This is a genomic window from Mycobacterium sp. NGS26 (assembly GCF_059813025.1).
Genome location: NZ_JCALDU010000002.1, coordinates 1014386 through 1032413, shown reverse-complemented (window position 1 = coordinate 1032413; position 18028 = coordinate 1014386). Strand labels below are relative to the sequence as shown.

General features: G+C 68.0%; 17 protein-coding genes. 9 read left to right on the top strand and 8 right to left on the bottom strand.

Annotation, left to right across the window (positions count from 1 at the left end; genetic code table 11):
- The first annotated feature begins 137 nt into the window (after window positions 1-137).
- Both AC5Y6X_RS10810 and AC5Y6X_RS10805 read left to right on the top strand, forming a co-directional pair.
- Window positions 138-947, top strand: a complete 810-nt coding sequence (locus AC5Y6X_RS10810) for a SigB/SigF/SigG family RNA polymerase sigma factor (RefSeq protein ID WP_499986411.1) — start codon at window positions 138-140, stop codon at window positions 945-947.
- A gap of 107 nt (window positions 948-1054) precedes the next feature.
- Window positions 1055-1687 carry a hypothetical protein gene (locus AC5Y6X_RS10805; protein WP_499986410.1) on the top strand — a complete coding sequence of 211 codons (633 nt, stop codon included), beginning with the start codon at window positions 1055-1057 and terminating at the stop codon, window positions 1685-1687.
- 11 nt (window positions 1688-1698) lie between these two features.
- On the opposite strand, the gene AC5Y6X_RS10800 is transcribed toward AC5Y6X_RS10805, so the two are convergent.
- Complete coding sequence (locus tag AC5Y6X_RS10800) at window positions 1699-2802, bottom strand: sulfite oxidase (RefSeq protein WP_499986409.1); 1104 nt, start codon at window positions 2800-2802, stop codon at window positions 1699-1701.
- A 180-nt stretch (window positions 2803-2982) separates the two neighbouring features.
- On the opposite strand from AC5Y6X_RS10800, the gene AC5Y6X_RS10795 reads away from it, so the two are divergent.
- From AC5Y6X_RS10795 to AC5Y6X_RS10775, 5 genes are all read left to right on the top strand, one after another.
- Window positions 2983-3927, top strand: a complete 945-nt coding sequence (locus AC5Y6X_RS10795) for a LysR family transcriptional regulator (RefSeq protein WP_499986408.1) — start codon at window positions 2983-2985, stop codon at window positions 3925-3927.
- A gap of 88 nt (window positions 3928-4015) precedes the next feature.
- Window positions 4016-4597 carry a hypothetical protein gene (locus AC5Y6X_RS10790; protein WP_499986505.1) on the top strand — a complete coding sequence of 194 codons (582 nt, stop codon included), beginning with the start codon at window positions 4016-4018 and terminating at the stop codon, window positions 4595-4597.
- Window positions 4598-4659: 62 nt separating this feature from the next.
- Window positions 4660-5829 (top strand): M24 family metallopeptidase, encoded by a 1170-nt coding sequence (locus AC5Y6X_RS10785; RefSeq protein ID WP_499986504.1) that lies wholly within the window; start codon window positions 4660-4662, stop codon window positions 5827-5829.
- Window positions 5819-6958, top strand: coding sequence for a M24 family metallopeptidase (locus tag AC5Y6X_RS10780; RefSeq protein ID WP_499986407.1), 1140 nt, complete (start codon window positions 5819-5821; stop codon window positions 6956-6958). Before AC5Y6X_RS10785 ends, AC5Y6X_RS10780 begins: the two co-directional genes overlap by 11 nt.
- 17 nt (window positions 6959-6975) lie before the next feature.
- The gene (locus AC5Y6X_RS10775; RefSeq protein ID WP_499986406.1) at window positions 6976-7968 is read left to right on the top strand and encodes a threonine ammonia-lyase; all 993 of its coding nucleotides are present in this window, start codon (window positions 6976-6978) and stop codon (window positions 7966-7968) included.
- Between the two features lie 352 nt (window positions 7969-8320).
- On the opposite strand, the gene AC5Y6X_RS10770 is transcribed toward AC5Y6X_RS10775, so the two are convergent.
- The 7 genes from AC5Y6X_RS10770 to AC5Y6X_RS10740 form a co-directional block, all read right to left on the bottom strand.
- A complete protein-coding gene (locus AC5Y6X_RS10770) occupies window positions 8321-9514 on the bottom strand; it encodes an ATP-binding protein (RefSeq protein WP_499986405.1) in 1194 nt (397 codons plus the stop codon).
- A 156-nt stretch (window positions 9515-9670) separates the two neighbouring features.
- A complete protein-coding gene (locus AC5Y6X_RS10765) occupies window positions 9671-10435 on the bottom strand; it encodes an SDR family NAD(P)-dependent oxidoreductase (RefSeq protein WP_499986404.1) in 765 nt (254 codons plus the stop codon).
- Window positions 10432-12747, bottom strand: a complete 2316-nt coding sequence (locus AC5Y6X_RS10760) for a CaiB/BaiF CoA transferase family protein (RefSeq protein WP_499986403.1) — start codon at window positions 12745-12747, stop codon at window positions 10432-10434. Before AC5Y6X_RS10760 ends, AC5Y6X_RS10765 begins: the two co-directional genes overlap by 4 nt.
- 19 nt (window positions 12748-12766) lie before the next feature.
- Complete coding sequence (locus AC5Y6X_RS10755; RefSeq protein WP_499986402.1) at window positions 12767-13738, bottom strand: enoyl-CoA hydratase/isomerase family protein; 972 nt, start codon at window positions 13736-13738, stop codon at window positions 12767-12769.
- Between the two features lie 18 nt (window positions 13739-13756).
- Window positions 13757-14593, bottom strand: coding sequence for a mycofactocin-coupled SDR family oxidoreductase (locus tag AC5Y6X_RS10750; protein WP_499986401.1), 837 nt, complete (start codon window positions 14591-14593; stop codon window positions 13757-13759).
- Entirely contained in the window at window positions 14593-15807 is a 1215-nt protein-coding gene (locus AC5Y6X_RS10745) for a cytochrome P450 (protein ID WP_499986400.1), read from the bottom strand. Before AC5Y6X_RS10745 ends, AC5Y6X_RS10750 begins: the two co-directional genes overlap by 1 nt.
- On the bottom strand, window positions 15804-16475 hold the full coding sequence (locus AC5Y6X_RS10740) for a TetR/AcrR family transcriptional regulator (RefSeq protein ID WP_499986399.1): 672 nt from the start codon (window positions 16473-16475) through the stop codon (window positions 15804-15806). The genes AC5Y6X_RS10745 and AC5Y6X_RS10740 overlap by 4 nt, the downstream gene beginning before the upstream one ends.
- A 142-nt stretch (window positions 16476-16617) precedes the next feature.
- Here AC5Y6X_RS10740 and AC5Y6X_RS10735 point away from each other — a divergent pair, with 142 nt between their 5' ends.
- Both AC5Y6X_RS10735 and AC5Y6X_RS10730 read left to right on the top strand, forming a co-directional pair.
- Window positions 16618-17190, top strand: coding sequence for a preprotein translocase subunit SecD (locus tag AC5Y6X_RS10735; protein WP_499986398.1), 573 nt, complete (start codon window positions 16618-16620; stop codon window positions 17188-17190).
- Window positions 17187-18026, top strand: coding sequence for a sugar phosphate isomerase/epimerase family protein (locus AC5Y6X_RS10730; RefSeq protein ID WP_499986397.1), 840 nt, complete (start codon window positions 17187-17189; stop codon window positions 18024-18026). Before AC5Y6X_RS10735 ends, AC5Y6X_RS10730 begins: the two co-directional genes overlap by 4 nt.
- Window positions 18027-18028 lie beyond the last annotated feature (2 nt).

The window sequence follows — 18028 nt, the reverse complement described above, 5'->3', positions numbered from 1 at the left end:
GAAACGGGTGTAGTGGTAGACGACTGCGCGCACAGTCTCGTCGACGTCACTCGGAAGGAGTGGCTGCCGGCAATACAAACGCGTTCGCGCGCAAGCGTTTTCGCCACTAGCTGAGTCTGCAGGAGGCGGTTCAGCAGATGACCGACGTAATTGCTCCACCCCGCCCCGCCCGGGCGACCACCACGCAATCCGACGATTCCTACGACGACGTCGTCGGCATGTTTCTGGCTCTGCGGCAGCTGCCCGCGGAATCACACGAATACCGGCGTCAGCGGGAACGCATCGTTTCCCGATGCCTACCGCTGGCCGACCACGTGGCCCGTCACTTCGGGCGCCGCGGCGAAAGCCTCGACGACCTGACCCAGGTGGCGCGCCTGGGGCTGATGAACGCCATCAACCGGTTCGACCCGGCCAAGGGACCCAGTTTCATCGGTTTCGCGATTCCCACCATGATGGGCGAGGTCAGGCGCTATTTCCGGGACTACAGCTGGGGCATGCGCGTGCCGCGCCGGCTGCGCGAGTTGCACATCCAGATCAGCAGGACCACGGGTGAGCTGGTCCAGACGCTCGGCCGGGCGCCCACCGCCTCGGAGCTGTCGCAGGCGTTGGACGTTCCCCGCGAGGAGATCATCGAATGCCTCGTCGCGGGCGACGCCTACCAGCTCGAGTCCCTGGACGCGCCCCTGGGCGGGGACGGCTCCGACAAGCCGCGCCTGGTCGCCGACGCGATCGGCGCGATCGACCCGCAGATCGAGCACATCACCAACCGGGAAGCGGTTCGTGTGCTGGTCTCCGCGCTGCCGCGGCGCGAACGCGAGGTCTTGCATATGCGGTTCTTCGAGTCGATGACGCAAAGCCAGATCGCGGAGCGCATCGGGGTGTCACAGATGCAGGTCTCGCGCATCCTGGCCGGCACCCTGCGATCGCTGCGGGACCAACTCGAGTAATCCGCCCGTCGCCACCGGGCCCTTTATCGACACGCGCACTGTACTGTGCGGTTCGGGCGGACGAAGTCGAACGTGTCGCCACGAGCAGCCCGGAAGGAGCATGTGCGATGAGGATTTCCCGGATGGTGGTCGCCAGCGTGGCCGCGGCAACTGCGCTGACGGTGTCGGTGACCGGATGTGGCGGCAACAAGACGTCTACTGGCCCGGGGCACGGCTCGACGACCAAGTCGGGGTCCGGCACCTCGGTTACCAGCAGCTCAGGGCCGGCTTCTTCGGCGCCGGTGCAGCCCTCCGACTACGCCGGGCTGCTGATCCAGGCGAGCGACATCAACGCGCCTGAGCAGTTCACCAGCAGCCCGCCGGTCAACAACCCGAACGGGCAACCCGGCGTCGCGACAACGTTCAGCACCCAGGACAGCAGCCACGTCATCAAGGACACCATCCAGGTGCTGAGCGACCCCGCCGCGGCCACGAACGCATTGAACGCCGCGAAGGCGTCGGCGGGTAGCGGCATCAACAACCCGCAGACGGGCACCGCCAACGTCGGGACCGGCGCGACCACGCTGTCGGGGAACGCGCCGGACAGGTCCAAGGGCGTGCTGATACTGCTGTTCACCGAGGGCCGGGCGTTCGTCACGCTGGAATTCGACGGGCCGACCGACTCGCTGCCGCCCGACGACTTCGTCAACGATGTCGGCCAGAAGCAAGCCGCGGCGATCAAGAAGGGGCTGGGCGGCTGAGCCGCCGCCGGTCACACCACCCGCACGGGGACGCGAGCCCAGGCGTTGTTGCCGTATCCGCGCGGGTTCCACAGCGACGCCGCTGACTCCGGCTGCAGCGCGCCGGTGTCGTCCCAGGCGCGCGCGACGATGCTCAGCGGCCCGCTTTCGACCGCGACCGTCAGCGACCACGGCCGCCAGGACCACTCGCTGGGCGCCCGATGCAGGTCGGCCTGCCGCCAGGTGAGGCCGTCGTCGACCGAGACGTCCACGCGCTCGACGCTGCGGCCCTCGCCGGCGATGCCGTAGCCGCGGATGGTCAGCTCGCCCGCCGGCACCCGGTCGCCGTCGGTGGGGTCGAGGATGTCGCAATTGAGGGCCAGCGCGGACAGCGGGATGCCCTCGCCCGGGGCGGCCGCGTCCGCGTCGGCCTCCGGCGGCAGGATGCGGTAGTCGCGGGCCTGAAAGTAATTGTCCGACGGTCCCGGTTGCACCCGGATGCCCGTCACCCACTTGACGCTGCGGGCGCCGACGTAGCCGGGCACCACGATGCGGACCGGTCCACCGTGGGCGCGCGGCAGCGGCTCGGAGTTCATCTGGAACGCCAGCAGCACCTCCCGCGACAGCGCCTTGCTGAGCGGGATCGAGGCGCCGTATGCCTGGACGGGCCGCGCCTCCGGGGCGACGTCGGGGGCCTCGAACGCCACGTGCAGGCCGTCGTCGCGGTGCACACCCGCGGCCGCCAGGACGTCCGACAGCCGCACGCCGCCCCACTCCGCGGTCGAGATCGCCCCGTGCGCCCACGGCTCCTTGCCCGGGATGGGCCGCACCCGCAGCAGCTCGGCCCGCCGATTGCCCGCGCATGCCAGCGTCGCCACCACGTTGTGCCGGTCGAACTCGGTGGTCAGCCGGTCGTAGGTCAGGACGAGCGGCTCGTCCACGCGCCCGTCGATCCGCAGCCGCCATTGCCGCGGCGAGATGTCGGGGAACGGGCCGTGATTGCGCGCATAGAACGCATCGATCGGGGTGATGGCGCCACTCGCCAACACCGCGGCCGGTGGCTCGGCGTTGTACGGCAGCTGCCCGCGCACGATCATGTCGTCGCGCTTGCCGCACAGCGCCGCGGGCTTCGTCATGGCGATCATTGTCACCGTCTTTTGTTCGGTCGGATGGCTTATTTCGGATGGCTTATTGGTGATGGTTACCCATTCGGGCTGCGACGGCTACCGGCTTTCGTTTTGTGGGCTCACAAGCTTTACTTGTGTCCGAAGGGGATCCCACAAGGCCGGCTTGTAGGTGCGGCGGGAGGGGCTGTCATGCCGCTGAGCGCTCACATGCCCGAGCTGTCCGCGTTCGAGGTCTTCCTGGCGATCGCCCGCACGGGAAGCCTGGGCGCTGCCGCAAGGGAATTCGGGCTGACCCAACAGGCGGTGTCGGCCCGGTTGGCGTCGATCGAGGCGCAGACCGGCGTGTCGCTGGTCGTCAGGACCCCGAGGGGATCGAAGCTGACGCCCGCCGGAGTCGTCGTCGCCGAGTGGGCGGATCGATTGATCGACGTCGCCCGATACGTGGACGCCGGATTAACTTCACTGCGATCGGAACGGCGCAACCGGGTCAGGGTGGCGGCCAGCCTCACGATCGCCGAGCAACTGATGCCGCGCTGGCTGGTGTCGCTTCAGGTGGCGGCGAATCGATTGGGCGTCGCCGCTCCCGAGGTCATCATGACCGCCACCAACAGCGACCACGCCATCGCCGCGGTGCGCGACGGGAGCGCGGATCTCGGATTCGTCGAGACCCCATACGTGCCAACGAATTTGCGCAGCCGCGTGATCGGGCGCGACGAGCTCGTGCTGGTCGTGCCGGCCGATCACAGGTGGGCGCGCCGTCAGCGACCGGTAACCGCGGCCGAACTGAGCCGCACGCCGCTGGTCACCCGGGAACCGGGTTCGGGGACGCGGGATTCGTTGACCGCCGCGCTGTCCCAAGCGCTGTCACATTCGCCGAGCGACAGCGTCGAGCAGGCGCAGCCGGTCCTCGAACTGTCCTCCGCCGCCGCGGTGCGTTCCGCCGTCGCCGCGGGCGCGGGACCCGCGGTGATGAGCCGGCTGGCCGTCGCCGACGACCTGGCGATCGGGCGGTTGCGCGCGGTCGCGGTTCCCGAGCTGGACCTGACGCGCGAGCTGCGGGCGATCTGGGTCGGGGGCCGCAACCCGCCCGCCGGGGCGTCCCGGGACCTATTGGCTCACATCACCGGGCGTTAGGCCTTGCCGGATGCAACACTCCCAGATGAATGAACGGAGCGTCCCGATGGACCTGATTCACGGACACTGCGACGACAGCTTCGACAAGGTGATCACCCCGATGCTGGTCGCCGCGGCGCTTGCGGTGGCGGCCGGCTGTAGCGGCGGCGCAAAGTCACCACCGGCCAAGCCGGGTTCGGCGACTCCCGTCGCCACGGTCCCGGTGTCGACGTCGCCGGCCTCGCAGCGTTCCGACTACTCCGGATTGCTGATCCGGGCCGGCGATATCGACGCGCCCGAAACCTTCACGGCGACACCGCCCGTCGAGAATCCGAACGGCCAGCCCGGAGTCAGCATCACGTTCAGTAACCAAGACCGCACCCACGTCATCTTCGACGGCATCCGGGTCCTGCCGGATCCGGCCGCCGCCGCCCGCGCGCTGGAGGCGGCGAAGGCGACTACGAATGGTTATGTGCATGGAATACCCGAACCCATCGCGATCGGCACCGGTGGAACGACGATCTCGGGTCCCTCGCCCGACGGCGCCAAGGGCGTTACCGTGCTGATGTTCACCGAGGGCAGGGCCTTTGCCGAATTGGAATTCGACGGCCCGCCAGATTCACTGGTGCCGCCGGACTTCGTGACGGATGTCGGTCAAAAACAGGATGCGGCCATCAAGAAGGGGCTGTGACGCACACCATCGCCGCCCGCGGTCCGGTTCTCGACATCCCCGACGAGCCGGACTGGGCCCGCATGCGCGCCGAGACCGGCGCACGGCTGCGGTCCGCAATGGCCGACCACGGCGTCGACGCGCTGATCCTGTTGATGAACGGCTACGTCACGTACGCGACCGGTGTCAGCTGGCCGCTGCTGGATGCCGGCCTGTCGCACGCGGAACGTCCGGTGGCGGTCGTGCTCGCCGACGACGAGCATCCGCACCTGTTCATGCCGTTCCGCGGGGGCGCGTCCGTGGAGTCGCCGGTGCCCGACGACCACCTGCACGGGCCCGCATATCTCGAATTCGACCGGGGCGTGGAGCATTTCGCCGCGGAGTTGGCCGGGTTGGTCCCCGCGCGGGCGAACGTCGCGGTCGACGAGCTGACCGGCGCGATGCGCCGGGCGGCGCGCACGCTGTTCCCCGGCGGTCCGCCGACGGACGCGGCGATCGTGGTCGGGGCCGCGCAATTGGTCAAGACGCGCGACGAGCTGTCCTGCCTGCGCCGCGCGTCACGCATCACCGAACGCGCCATCGTGGACGTGCAGCGGGCGTTGGCGCCGGGCGTGCGGCAGATCGACCTGTCGGCGGCGCTGGTGCGTCGCGCTTTCGAGCTGGGCGCCACCACCAACATGCTGGAGGCGATCTGGCAGGTGATGCCCAGTTCGCGGGAGGCCGGGGTGTGGACGACGCACGGCGACCTGGCGCTGCCGCTGCTGCCCACCGATCGCGAACTGGCCGCCGGCGATGTGCTGTGGACCGACATCAGCATCACCTACGCCGGATACTGCTCCGACTTCGGCCGCACCTGGGTGGTCGGCGAGAAACCCACTCCGCGGCAACAAGACCAATTCCATCGATGGCGCGCGATCCTGGAGGCTGTGCTCGCGGTGACGAAAGCCGGTGCCACGTCCGGGGATCTGGCGCGGGCGGCGATCGCGGCCAACGCAGGCCGCAAGCCGTGGCTGCCCCACTTCTACCTGGGCCACGGCATCGGCACCTACCCCGCCGAGGCCCCCATGATCGGCACGGACCTCGGCGAGGAATTCGACGACAACTTCGTCTTTCCGCCCGGCATGGTCCTGGTCCTGGAGCCCGTCGTGTGGGCGGACGGGACCGGCGGCTATCGCAGCGAGGAGATCGTGGTGATCACCGAGGACGGTTTCACGCCGATTACCGACTACCCCTACTCCCCTTATGGCGACTGAAGTATCGCCGGACGCCATGGCGTTGCGGACCGGACGCCGCGAGCGGGCGCTGGCCCAGATGGACGCGCACAACCTCGACATCCTGGTCCTCGGCCGGCAAGCCAACATTCGCTATGTCACCGGGGCCCCGCAGCTGTGGATCGCCGGGACGCGGCCGTTCGGGCCGATGTGCGTGGTGGTGCGCGCCACCGGGGACATCTACCTCAACAGCACCGACGACGAGGGCGTCCCCGAAGAGATCGGCCACGATCATCTCTACGGGCTGGCCTGGAATCCGATGACGCTCATCGACGTGTTGAAGAAGGTCGAGGGCGCCGAGGCGGCACGCCGGGTCGGAACCGACGCGATCACACCCACTTTCGCCGCATTGTTGCCCGACGCGTTTCCCAACGCCGACATCGTCGACGCCGAGCCGGCCATGCGTGCGGCGCGCCGCATCAAGACGGCCGACGAGATCGCCGCGATGGGCCAGGCGCTGCGCGTCGCGGAGGCCGGGCTCGCCGCCGCCGTCGGCGGATTGAGGCCGGGGGTGTCCGAGCGGACGTTGACCGGGGCCATGCTGGAGGCCATGGCTGCGGGCGGGGTGAGCACCCCGGCCACCCAGGATGGTGCGTGGGTCACGTCGCGGGACCAGCCGTGGCGGCGCGCTCACGGGGGCGAGGTGCGGCAGGGTGATCTCGTCGCGTTCGCCGCGGGCGCGCTGGCGGGCGGCTATGTCGCCGAGGTGGGCCGGACGTGGCCGGCCGGCGAGGCCGGCGGAGCTGTTCGCGACCTGTTCGGGCGGTCAAAGACGTTGTACGACAAGATGCTTGCCGCGTGCCGTCCCGGCGCGTCGACTAGCGAGCTACTCGCCGCCTACGAGGCCGCCGGCGAGCCGGTGCCGCCGATGCCCGTCGCGCATGGTCTGGGATTGGGGTTCGACCCGCCGGTGGTGTCCGAGCCGCTCTGGGCCGCCGGCGAGCACGACCGCCTCGAGGCCGGGATGGTGCTGGCCATCACCGGCTACGCGTGGCAGCAGGGCGTCGGGGCGGTGTTCCGCAGAGACACCGTCCACATCACCGACGACGGCGCCGACGTGTTGACTGCCAGCCCGTCGCGGTCGGACAAGGCAGATGACCAGCGCAGATAGCGCTACGCTGCTGTGTCGTGGAAGGGACACGCCTCGACACAGCTCGGATCCGGGCCGCCCGCCGGGTAATTGACCCGGTTTTTCTGGACACCCCGCTGTACCGCTGCGAGGCGCTGGAGCCCGACCTCGGGTGCGCGGTGAGCATCAAGCTTGAAACGGCGAACCCGGTGCGCAGCTTCAAGGCCCGCGGCGCAGAGGTCGTCGCAAGCCTGCTCGCGGACAATGGCTCGCCCGCCGTGGTGTGTGCCAGCGGCGGCAACCTCGGCCAGGCCCTCGCTTGGTCTGGTCGCCGGAGGGGTCTGGCCGTCACGGTCGTGGCGCCGCGGTTTTCGCCCAAGGTCAAGCTCGATCGCATGCGCGCACTGGGCGCCAGATTGGAATTAGTCGAGGGCCCCGAGATGGCCCGTGCGCGAGCGGCAGCCATCGCGCGGCATGACGGCATCCGGTTGCTCGAAGACAGCTTGGACATCGAAACCTGTGAGGGCGCGGCGACCATTGGCCTGGAACTGGTGGACGCTGCATCGTCGTTCGACGCCGTACTGATCGCTCTGGGCGGCGGAGCGCTGGCTACCGGCGTCGGGCATGTGCTGAAGGCCTTCGCGCCCGCGGTGGAGGTGATCTGCGTTCAGCCGGCCGGTGCGCCGGCGATGACACTTTCGTGGTGCCAGCGGCGCGTTGTCACAACCGAGTCGTCTGACACCATCGCAGATGCTGTCGTCGAGCGGCGTCCACTTCCGGCTGTCCTGAACGACCTCCTGCTGGTTGCCGACGACGCCGTCTTGGTGCAGGAGGCATCGATCGTCGCGGGCATGCGGGTGCTGCTCGATGGCGCTGGCCTTGTCGTGGAACCCTCGGCCGCGCTCGGTGTCGCGGCGGTCCTCGAAGACCGCGACCGCTTCGCTGGCCGACACATCGTCACCATCGTGTGCGGCAGCAACGTCGACCCAGACAATTACCGTCGCTGGGTCGGCGTGACCCCTGTCCCCAGGCGCGACCGAGAGGGTTCCTAGCAGGCGCGCCAAGCGGCCGGGCGCAACGTCTGCTCCGTCAGCAAAAAAGGTGCGACACTGGGTAGGTGACGACAACGCGGCCATCAGGGGGCCACAGAAGGAATAACTGATGAACAAGGCAATACTGCGCGTGTCGGCGGTGGCTATAGCACTGGCATCCATCTGCATTCCACCGGCACAAGCACGCACCGACGACCCCTGTATCGGCATCACCGATCCCGCTGCCCACGACGCTTGCATCCTCGACTACATCCAGAGACGCGAAACGGCCCAGTGCGATGCGAGCTCCAATCACGGACCGATAGGCCAACTTTGTGGGTAACTTCCGGGTCCGAAAGGTGACCACATCGCGCTAGCCGACGTCTGGTACGTCTTGTCGAAGGATGAACTCGTGCATGCCAGGCACGGTGAAGGCCAACATGCCGCGTTCGGGGGGGTAGACCAGGCCCTTCTTGATTAGTTCGTTGCGGGCGACAGACAGGTCGCTGGCGCGCGATTTATGCATCCGAGAGGCCAAGGCGGACACCGTTGCCGGACCATCGCCGGCTAGGTCGGCGAGCGCGCGCAGCAGTTCGCGCTGGGCGGGGGTGGCGCGTTCCCAGCGGGAGCGGTAGAGACCGTCGTCGACCTCCCGGCGGGCCTCGTGTAGTCCGACTCGTACGTCGTCAGCACTGATCGGGGAACTGATCGCGTTGTCCCACACATGTTTCCCGATCGCTTGCAGGAAGTACGGATATCCGCCGGCGACGTCGGCGGCCATCGTCAATGCCCCGTCGTCCCAATCGACTGCAAGCGCCTGCGTGGGGATCGTCAAGGCGGCCGCCGCGGCGGGCTGATCAAGCAGCCCGATCGGGCGGTAGTCATAGAGCCGCTCAGCATAGCTGGTGGCGTCGGCCAGCAGAGCTGGCAACGAGGGCAGACCAGCCCCGACGAGCATCAGAGGCAACGGTGTCTCGGCCTGGCCGAGCTGGTGCAATGCCGTGTTGATCGCCGCCAGCTCGGTCGCGTCGGCCTCTTGCAGTTCGTCGACGAGGATGAGCACACCGATGCCGAGCTCGCGTGCGGTCTCCCCCATCACCTCAAACAGGGCCGCTAGATCGTCTGCGAAGCGTCCCGAATCTGCCACGCCGCCGATCGGCTCGACTTCCACACCGAGTGACACCATTCCTGTCGCGTCGGCCTTGATGCTGAATGCCTTGAACACCCCCAGCATGCGGCGTAGCCGTGACTCTGGATGCCGCCCTGTTGCCGTGCGCATTCCCCGCACCAACGCGTGCGACAACGCGACCGGCAGGGATTCGCCTGCGCCCGCCTCCACTTTCGCGGTAATCCAATCTCGCTCGCCTGCCCGCCGGAGTAGCTCGTTGAGCAATACGGTCTTGCCGACCCCGCGTAACCCGTTCAGAATCCAACCGCGATCACCCTCCCCCAAGTCTTCACAGCGCCGCATTACCACGTCGAACGCAGTTAGCAGGGCATCACGACCAGCCAGTGCTGGCGGGCGCCGCCCAGCACCAGGCCGATACGGGTTCTGCACAGGATCCATAATCAGACTCTATCATAGCGTATAACGTAGAGCATTATACGGAATTAGAGAATGTTATAGTTCGCTGCGTGGGCGCCACCGCTCGATCGATCAGGTGATCAAATGTCTGGACACTCGATCGCCGGCAACCCAACGGTCAGTCTCTGCACGCACGGATCACCAGGTTTGTTCGGCCGCGCGCACCAGCATCTGATTCACCGCCACCCGGCGGTCTCGAGTCACCATGTACAGCACCGCATCCGCGATGTCCTCAGGCCGTAACTTGACCATGCCGGCGGTTCGCTTTTCGAACACTTCGCGCGATGGTGCGGGCAAGTGGGTGAAGATCTCGGTGTCGACGGTTCCCGGGCCCACCACGCCCACGCGGACCCGCTTGCCGAGCAGCTCCTGCCGGATGCCCTCGCTGAACGCGTTCACCCCGAATTTGGTCAGCGAATAGACCGCGGTGCCGGGTCGGGCCACCCAGCCGCCCGTCGAGCTGATGGTGACCAGGTCGGCCACGCCGCGCGGGGAGTCGGCGGCCGCGTCGATCAGGTGCGGAAGCGCCGCGCGGGTGGCGTAGAGCACGCCTTGCACGTTGACCGCGACCATGTCGTCCCAGTCCCGCAGTGCCGCCTCGGCCGCGGGCCCCGATTGCATCAGCCCGGCGTTGTTCACCAGCGTGTCGAGGCGTCCCAACTCCGCGACGGTGCGCTGCACGGCGGAGGCGACCTGCTCGGCGTCGGTCACGTCGGCGGGCACGACAAGCGCTGTGCCGCCGACGGATTCGATGTCTCGTTTCAGCTCGGTCAGCCGGTCGGCGCGACGGGCGAGCAGCGCCACCGCGGCGCCCTGTTCGGACAGCGCCCGCGCCGTCGCCGCGCCGATGCCGCTGCTGGCGCCGGTGACCAGCGCCGCCGTGCCCGCGAGTGCGGCCGTCATGAGTCGAGTATCTCGCGCAGCACGTAGTGGGTGTCCTCGCCCAGATCGGGTGCGCCACGCGCGATCCGGGCCGGCGCCCGCGCCAGCCGCCATGACGGCCCCAGGATCGGACGTTGGCCCTCGCGGTGATCGCTGACGAAGCGGTACAGCCCGCGGTCCCACAGCCGCCGATCGCCGATCACGTCGATCGCGGTGGCGCTCTTGGTCGCCGGCACGCCCGCCGCGCGCAGACGCTGCGCCAGTTGTTCGGCGTCGTGGCATTGGGTGAGCACAGCGAGGTCCGCGTCGAGCGCCTCGGCGTGACGATGCCGCGCCGTCATCGTGCCGTACCGCGGGTCGGCGGCCAGTGCCGAAGCGTCGAGCACCTCGCACAGCCGGCGCCACTCGTCGTCGTCGGCGACGGCCACGGCGACCCAGGCGCCGTCGGCGCAGGGATAGCAGCCGTGCGGGCACATGTCGGGGTGATGGTTGCCGTCGGACCCGAGGCGCATGCCGGTGAGGCTCTGTTCGAGGAGGCGGTCCCCGATCATCGACGAAAGCGTCTCCACGGCGGACACATCGACGAATTGTCCCTCGCCGGTGAGTTCGCGATGCAGCAACGCGACCACCGCGGCGTACGCGGCGGCCGCCCCGACGGTGGAATCGCCGTAGCGCATGCTCGTCCCGAGCGGAGGCCCGCCCGGATAGCCCACCAGTGACGCGAGGCCCGCCAGCGCGGCGAAGCACGGGGCGTAGCCGGTCTGGTGGCCGAGCGGTCCGTCGTTGCCCCACATCTTGATCGACACCGAGATGATGTCCGGCTTGATCGCCGCGAGCTGTTCGTAACCAAGACCCTGGCGCTCCATCGCGCCCGGGCGAAGGTTGTTGATGACGATGTCGCTGCGGGCGATGAGCTCGCGCAGCCGCGTCATGTCGTCCGGCGATTTGATGTCGAGATCGACACTGAGGATCTCGGGGTTGATGCTCAGAAAGTATGGGGCCTGGTTGACGTCGGTGCCGCCGTAGGCGCGCATCTCCTCGGGGCTGGCGGCGGTTTCGACCTTGATGACCTCGGCCCCCAGCAGGGCCAGCAGCTTGCCCGCATACGGACCGGCCCACACCTTGGTCAGCTCGACGACGCGCACCCCTTCGAGAGGACCACCGCGCGGGTTGCCGGGCGGCTTGAGTTGCGGCGACTTCACCGCCGCCACCGCCCGCGGCGCATCGAGGCGCCGCAACACCGCGGCGGTGTGCTGGCCGAGACTGGGTGCGGCACTGGTGATCTCGGCGGGCGAAGCGCTCAGCAGGTACGGCACCGTGGGATACGCCGCGCGACCCAGGACGGGGTGTGTCACGTCCCGGAAGAAACCGCGATGGCGGTACTGCGGCGAGCGGCGCAGGTCCGCGGCGTCGTTGACCGGGACCAGCGGCACACCGGACCGCTGGGCCCGCTCCGCCGCCTCCTCTTTGGCGAAGTCCCGGACCCACTCCGCGAATCCCCGCTGAAACGCGGCGACCTTTTCCGGGGTGACCGAGAACTCCAGCCAATCGTCGTCGAATGCGTCGAGCCATTCCGGATGCCCCATGAGCGTCTTGACGCCGCGCCAGTGTGCGCGACTGGTCATGTACAGATACACGAAGCCGTCGGCGCACGGGATAAACGCCGCCGGGCCCTGCTGGTCGTAGTCGTCGCGGGTTCCCGCCGCCGGAACCTCGCCCGTGATGAAGCGGCCCAGGATGCAGTCGGCGCGGGAGGCCAGCACGGCATGTGCGGAGATGTCGATCGACTCGCCCCGGCCGGTGTGCAGGCGACCGAACAGCGCTGACGCGATGCACAGCGCCGCGTCCAGCCCCGCCTCGTAGTCGGCGAGAAACCGGCCCGGTCCCTGCAGCGGCGGCCGGCACGGATCGGCGTGGCTGGGGGTGTGGTAACCCCAGCCGCTGGCGTGGAACACGTTGATGCTCTTGGCGTTGTCGAACTCGGCGGGCGCACCGAGGCCGAAGGGCGTGATCGAGCAGAACACGACGCCGGGGTTTCGTTCCGACAGGTCCGTCGCGCGGTCCTCGATGACCGCGTCGGCCGTGACGATTAGCCGATCCAGTTGGCCCGAAGCGAGCTCGACCGAGCGCTTGTTCGTGTTGAGGTAGGCGAACAGCGCGCTGGCCTCGCGCCCGTCGCCGAGGATGGGCGCCATCGCCCGGGTGCGGCTCCCGCGGCCCGGCGCCTCGACCTTGACGACCTCGGCGCCGAAATCGGCCAGCAGCTTCCCGCAGTACTCCCCCGCGACGGACTCGGCCAGCTCGACGACCCGAACGCCCTTCAGCGCCGACATGCGCGAACTCGCAGGACGGTCAAGGCTTCTTGCGTCCCGAACGACTCAGCCGCCACTCCGGCGGGAAGTTCAGGTCGTTGTCCTTGACCACGTTGTTGAGCCCCTTGCCGAAGGTGCCTTCCGTGAGGTCGACCTCATTCTCCTGGTCGTTGGCGATCAGCGGCAGCATGCCCTCGACCAGGCCGGTGAGCAGGCTGCCGAAGTACTCGCCCTTGTGCTGCTTGTACAGCTCCAGGAACGTCTTCTGCACGGCGACGGTATCCGTCGGGCGGGAGCGGGCGCACGCCATCGCGTACTTCAGCGTCTCGTCCTCCAGCTTGTCGCGGGGCACCACGCTGTTGACGAAGCCGCACTCGTACATTTCCTTTGCGCTGAAAGGCCGCCCGGTGAACAGCATTTCGGAGAACTTTCGCAGGCCCATCGTCTCGGCCCACCACCACAGGCGCGGGCCCCAGCCCACGTAGCGGAACGCCGGATGCCCGAACAGGGCGTCGTCGGAGGAGATCACCAGATCGGCGTCGCCGGCCTGGTAGAAGTGCCACCCGTAGCAGTAACCCTTGGCCTCGACGATGCTGATCTTGCGAAGTTCCTGCAGCGGCCGGTTTCCCGCGCGCGCCTTGGCGTAGAAGTCGGTGACGGTGGACAGGTATCGGTACGAGCCACCCGGTGGGTACTTGACGTCGTCGTCGTTGATCGCGAGCTCGTGCAGCAGCGGCAGGCCGGGGTTCTCCAGCATCGGGCGCTGCTCGGGCAGGTCGCCGCCGCTGCCGAAATCTTCGCCCTCCCCGCGGATCACGACCACCTTCACGTCGTCGTCCACGTTGCACTTGTGGATCAGATCGGCGTAGTTCTGCCGCATTCCCAGCGTGGTGGCGTTCTGCGCGTCGGGACGGTCGAAGGTGATGTAGGCGATCCTGTTCTTCTTGTCCTTCTCGAACTTGATGTATTGCTCGGCTTCCTTCTTCAACTTCTCGTAGTCGTACTCGGGCATGGGTTCTCTCCAGTTCGGTTATTTGAGCAAGGCGCCCGCGTCGACGGGCAGGGAAACGCCGGTGACATAACGAGATTCGTCAGAGGCGAGAAACAGGACGGCGTTGCTGATATCGATGGCCTCCACCCAGGGCACCGGCAGCGTGTGCGTCATCTGCGAGAACGGGGCGAAGTCGTCGGGCCCGGGATTCTCCAGATCCGGCCGGAACAGCTTGAACGTCACGTCGTTCATGGTCATCGGTGTGTTGACCTGGCTGGGGTGCACCGAGTTCACCCGAATCCGGTGCTGCCCCAGCTCGACGGCGAAGCTGCGCATCAGCCCGATGACGCCGTGCTTGGCGGCGATGTAGTGGCCGGTGTACGCCATCGCCTTGTGCGATCCGACCGAACCGGTCAGCACGATGGAGCCGCCGCGTTCGCCGGCGATGATATGCGGCACACCGGCTTTCACGGTGTGCCACACGCCGGAGAGATTGACGTCGATCATGTCCTGCCAGACCTTCTCGCCGATCTTGTGCAGCTTGTTGCCGAAGGTGCCGATGCCCGCGTTGGCGACGATGATGTCGAGCCGGCCGAGCTGCTCCACGCCGCTGTCCACCGCCGCCTTGAGCGCGTCGTAGTCGCGCACGTCGACCTCGGCGGTCACGATGTGCCGGTTCTGGGCCTTCACCAGGTCGGCGGTTTCGGCGAGATCGGCGGGCGTGGAGTGCGGGTAGGCCAGGTTGTCGATCGGCCCGCAGATGTCGACCGCAATGATGTCGGCGCCCTCCTGCGCCAGGCGCACCGCGTGGCTGCGGCCCTGCCCGCGGGCGGCGCCGCTGATGAACGCGACCTTGCCCTCAACCCGGCCGGCCATCACGCCACCACCGTGGGCAGGGTTTCCCAGCCACGCACCGTCGACGTCGGGCTGAGCCTGGCGTTGGCCAGATCGAGCTCCCACTCGGGGAACCGCTTGAGGATCTCCTCGAGAGCCACCCGGCCTTCCAGGCGCGCAAGCGCCGAGCCCAGGCAGAAGTGGGTGCCCACGCTGAATGCGAGGTGCGGGCGGGGTTCGCGACGGATGTCGAATTCGGCTGCGTCGGGCCCGAACTGGCGCTCGTCCCGGCACGCCGACCCGAGGAGCATGAGCATCACGCTGCCTTCGGGCACCGTGCGGTCATGCAGGGTGACGTCGCGGGTCACGTACCGAGCCATGTGCGGAGCGGGCGGCTCGTAACGCAGCAGCTCCTCGATCGCCTGCGGGATGAGCCCAGGATTGCGCACCAGATCGCGGCGCTGGTCGGGATGCTCCGCGAGAACCTTTCCGGCCCAACCGATCAACCGCGTCGTCGTCTCGTTGCCGGCGCCGGCCACGACGTTGAGGTACACCAGTATTTCCTGTCTCGTCAGCCGTCGTGTCGTGCCGGTTTCGTCGACGAACTCGACGTTGAGCAGCTCGGTCATGATGTCGTCGGACGGATGCTCGGCGCGCCAGTCGATGTAGGCCTCGAACTGCTCGCCGACGGACAAGCCCTGCTCGACGGCCTTCATCGGCTTGCCCGCCTCGGTGCGCAGCTGCGCGTTGGCGCGGTCGCGGATGTATTCCTGATCGTCCTCGGGGATGCCGAGCAGCATGCTGATGACCTTCATCGGCATGATCGCGCCCAGATCCTTGACGAAGTCGAATCGCCCCGATCCCACCAGCGGATCCAGGAGTTGCGCGCAGAAGTCGCGGATCATCGGCTCCAGCGCGTTGATCTTTCGGGGGGTGAACATTCGCGACAGCAGCTTGCGATGCACGTCGTGGATCGGCGGATCCTCGAAGATCAGCATGCCCGACGGGATTTCGAGGTTGGCCTTGATCAGCTCCAGGATCACGCCTCGCGCGGAGCTGTAGGTGCGGTAGTCGATCACGGCCTTGTTGACATCGGCGAACCGGCTCACCGCGAAGAAGTCGTATTCCGCGTTGTAGTAGAGCGGTGCCTCGTCGCGCAACCGCTTGAACATGGGATACGGGTCGGCGATGAGGTCGACATTGTATGGATCGAAGTACGGGTCGAAATGAACCTGGCTATCGGTGCCGGCCGTCACGAAATCCCTCCTGAGGTCAGGCGTCCCTTGTCCGGGCTCTTCAGGATGCCGGCGGCGATCGCGGCCAGAATCCTGTCGAGTTGCGCTGGGCTGTCGATGATCCGGTCGCCCTGGACGTATCGCAGCAGCAGGCCGTTGATGAACGTCAGCGTGATGTTGCTCAGGTCCTCGACCACCGCCGACTCCAATTCGGCGCCGCGCGGCATGAGCTGCACCAGGATCTCGCGGTGCAGCTTGGTGAAGCCGTCGGTGGCTTGCTGCAGGATCGCGGCGATCGCGGGATCGCGGGCGGCCTGCATGGTGAGCTCGTACCTCGCCTTCGTCCGTGACAACTGCGGCGCGGTGCCCGCTTGAATCACCACCTGAGACAACCGCGACGGCGACGGATGTTCTCCCGGCCCGCCGGCGCTGTCGGCGACGGACTGCAACGTCGCGAGGTCCAGCTCGGCCAGCCGCTCGGCGACGGCGCGCAACAGCGCCGAGCGGGTCCGGAAATAGAACGAGGTGGTGCCGTCGGGAACGGCGGCCTTGCGGTCGACCTTGAGATGGCTCAGGCCCTTGGCCCCGTCGTCGGCCAGCAGCTGAATCGCCGCATCGCACAGGTCGCGGCGGCGCTCCGCTGGATTGGGCTTGCGGCGTTTCGCCGCGGCGGGCGTGTATCGGACCATGAGACGGACGACAATACTCTATGTTCGTAGTGTCAGTAAAGGAGTCGGTAAAGGATCTGACGCGCTTCGGCGAGGGCAACGCGCGCCGGACGCGACCGCGAGCTACCCTGCTAAATCCGGTTGATCTGCGAGAGGGGGTGCGATGCATAGGGCCAAGAACGCGTTGACGGGCATCGTGCTGCTCGGCGCGGTGACGTGCGGATGCCACACGGCCCAACACCCGGCCTCGCCCGCCACGTCGACCGCCGAGACGTCGACGACGACGCAACCGCCCGCGCCGGCCGTCAACATTCAGCCGCTGCCGGTTCGGCCGGTGCGGAACTCGCAACCGAGTAGGCCCGACAAGTGCCCCGCCACGAATCCGGGTGCGCCCGCGGCGCCGGACAAGGTTCTCACCACGTGTGACGTTGCCCGGACCACTCTTTACACGTTGGGCCCGGAGGCGATGCGGCTGGGCCTGACTCACGTGGACCCGCCCAAGTCGCTGACCGCGGGTTTCTATGAGGTGTTGCTGACGCTGGACCCGCCGTCGGCGACCGCCTGGGCGTCGTTCACCGCCGCGAACCTGCACGACCATGTCGCCTTCACCCGTGACGATCTCGTCCTGGAAGCCCCGCTGATCGAATACCAGGTCGCCTCCGGTCAGATCGCGCTGACCACGCAGACGATTCAGGCCGCGGACCAGTTGGCCCGTCTGGCGGGCCGCCCCGGGTGACGGAGCTCGCGATCGGCCTGCTCAGCGTATTCGCCCTTCCGCCAGTGGAATTCGTGGGCATCGCGGCCGACCTTGGCTGCCGGCACATCTCGACTAGCGTGCGGGGGCGGCCGTTGCTGCCGCTCGGCTTTCCGCCGTTCTCGCTGAAGGACGCCACAACGAGGAAGGAGCTGCTCGCCGCGATGAGCGACCGCGGCGTGACGATCTCGCTCGGCGACGGCTTCCTGGTGCAACCCGGTGCCGACATGCGGGATTTCCGTGCCGATCTCGACGTCCTGGCCGAGCTCGGCGTTCCGCGGATCAACACCGTCAGCCTCGACCCCGATCTCGGTCGCACGTTCGACCAGTTCGGCGCGCTGGCCGAGCTGGCTGCGCAGCGCAACATCGAGACGAACGTCGAACCGGTGCCGGGGCTGACCGTCGGCGACCTGGCCACCGCGGTCGCGGCTGTGCGACAGGTCGGGCGTCCCGAGTTCCGGCTGTTGATCGACACCATGCACCTGGTGCGCTCGGGGGCAGGCGCCGCGGACCTTGCGGCGTTGGACCCGGAATGCATTGGCTACGCCCAACTCAGCGACACGACGCTGGAACCGCGCGTGGACAACTCCATCCACAACTACATGGAGGAGGCCATGTATGAACGCATGGTTCCCGGTGAGGGCGAACTGCCGCTACACGACATCTTGTCCGCGCTGCCGCCCGGCGTCGTGATCGAGCTCGAAGTGCCCCGGCGGTCGCTGGCGCTGGCCGGCGTCGGTCCCTTGGACCGGCTTCGCCCGTGTGTCGATGCGGCGCGCCGTCTGCTGGCCGAAGTGTCAAGTGGGTCAACGGGTTAGCG

Bases quoted from the DNA above. Each gene is read 5' to 3' on its own strand.
- AC5Y6X_RS10785 (WP_499986504.1), top strand. From the start codon at position 4,660: ATGCGCGCCGAGACCGGCGCACGGCTGCGGTCCGCAATGGCCGACCAC.
- AC5Y6X_RS10805 (WP_499986410.1), top strand. From the start codon at position 1,055: ATGAGGATTTCCCGGATGGTGGTCGCCAGCGTGGCCGCGGCAACTGCG.
- AC5Y6X_RS10750 (WP_499986401.1), bottom strand. From the start codon at position 14,593: ATGGCCGGCCGGGTTGAGGGCAAGGTCGCGTTCATCAGCGGCGCCGCC.
- AC5Y6X_RS10770 (WP_499986405.1), bottom strand. From the start codon at position 9,514: ATGGATCCTGTGCAGAACCCGTATCGGCCTGGTGCTGGGCGGCGCCCG.
- AC5Y6X_RS10795 (WP_499986408.1), top strand. From the start codon at position 2,983: ATGCCGCTGAGCGCTCACATGCCCGAGCTGTCCGCGTTCGAGGTCTTC.
- AC5Y6X_RS10810 (WP_499986411.1), top strand. From the start codon at position 138: ATGACCGACGTAATTGCTCCACCCCGCCCCGCCCGGGCGACCACCACG.
- AC5Y6X_RS10755 (WP_499986402.1), bottom strand. From the start codon at position 13,738: ATGCCCGAGTACGACTACGAGAAGTTGAAGAAGGAAGCCGAGCAATAC.
- AC5Y6X_RS10740 (WP_499986399.1), bottom strand. From the start codon at position 16,475: ATGGTCCGATACACGCCCGCCGCGGCGAAACGCCGCAAGCCCAATCCA.
- AC5Y6X_RS10735 (WP_499986398.1), top strand. From the start codon at position 16,618: ATGCATAGGGCCAAGAACGCGTTGACGGGCATCGTGCTGCTCGGCGCG.
- AC5Y6X_RS10800 (WP_499986409.1), bottom strand. From the start codon at position 2,802: ATGACGAAGCCCGCGGCGCTGTGCGGCAAGCGCGACGACATGATCGTG.
- AC5Y6X_RS10780 (WP_499986407.1), top strand. From the start codon at position 5,819: ATGGCGACTGAAGTATCGCCGGACGCCATGGCGTTGCGGACCGGACGC.
- AC5Y6X_RS10765 (WP_499986404.1), bottom strand. From the start codon at position 10,435: ATGACGGCCGCACTCGCGGGCACGGCGGCGCTGGTCACCGGCGCCAGC.
- AC5Y6X_RS10760 (WP_499986403.1), bottom strand. From the start codon at position 12,747: ATGTCGGCGCTGAAGGGCGTTCGGGTCGTCGAGCTGGCCGAGTCCGTC.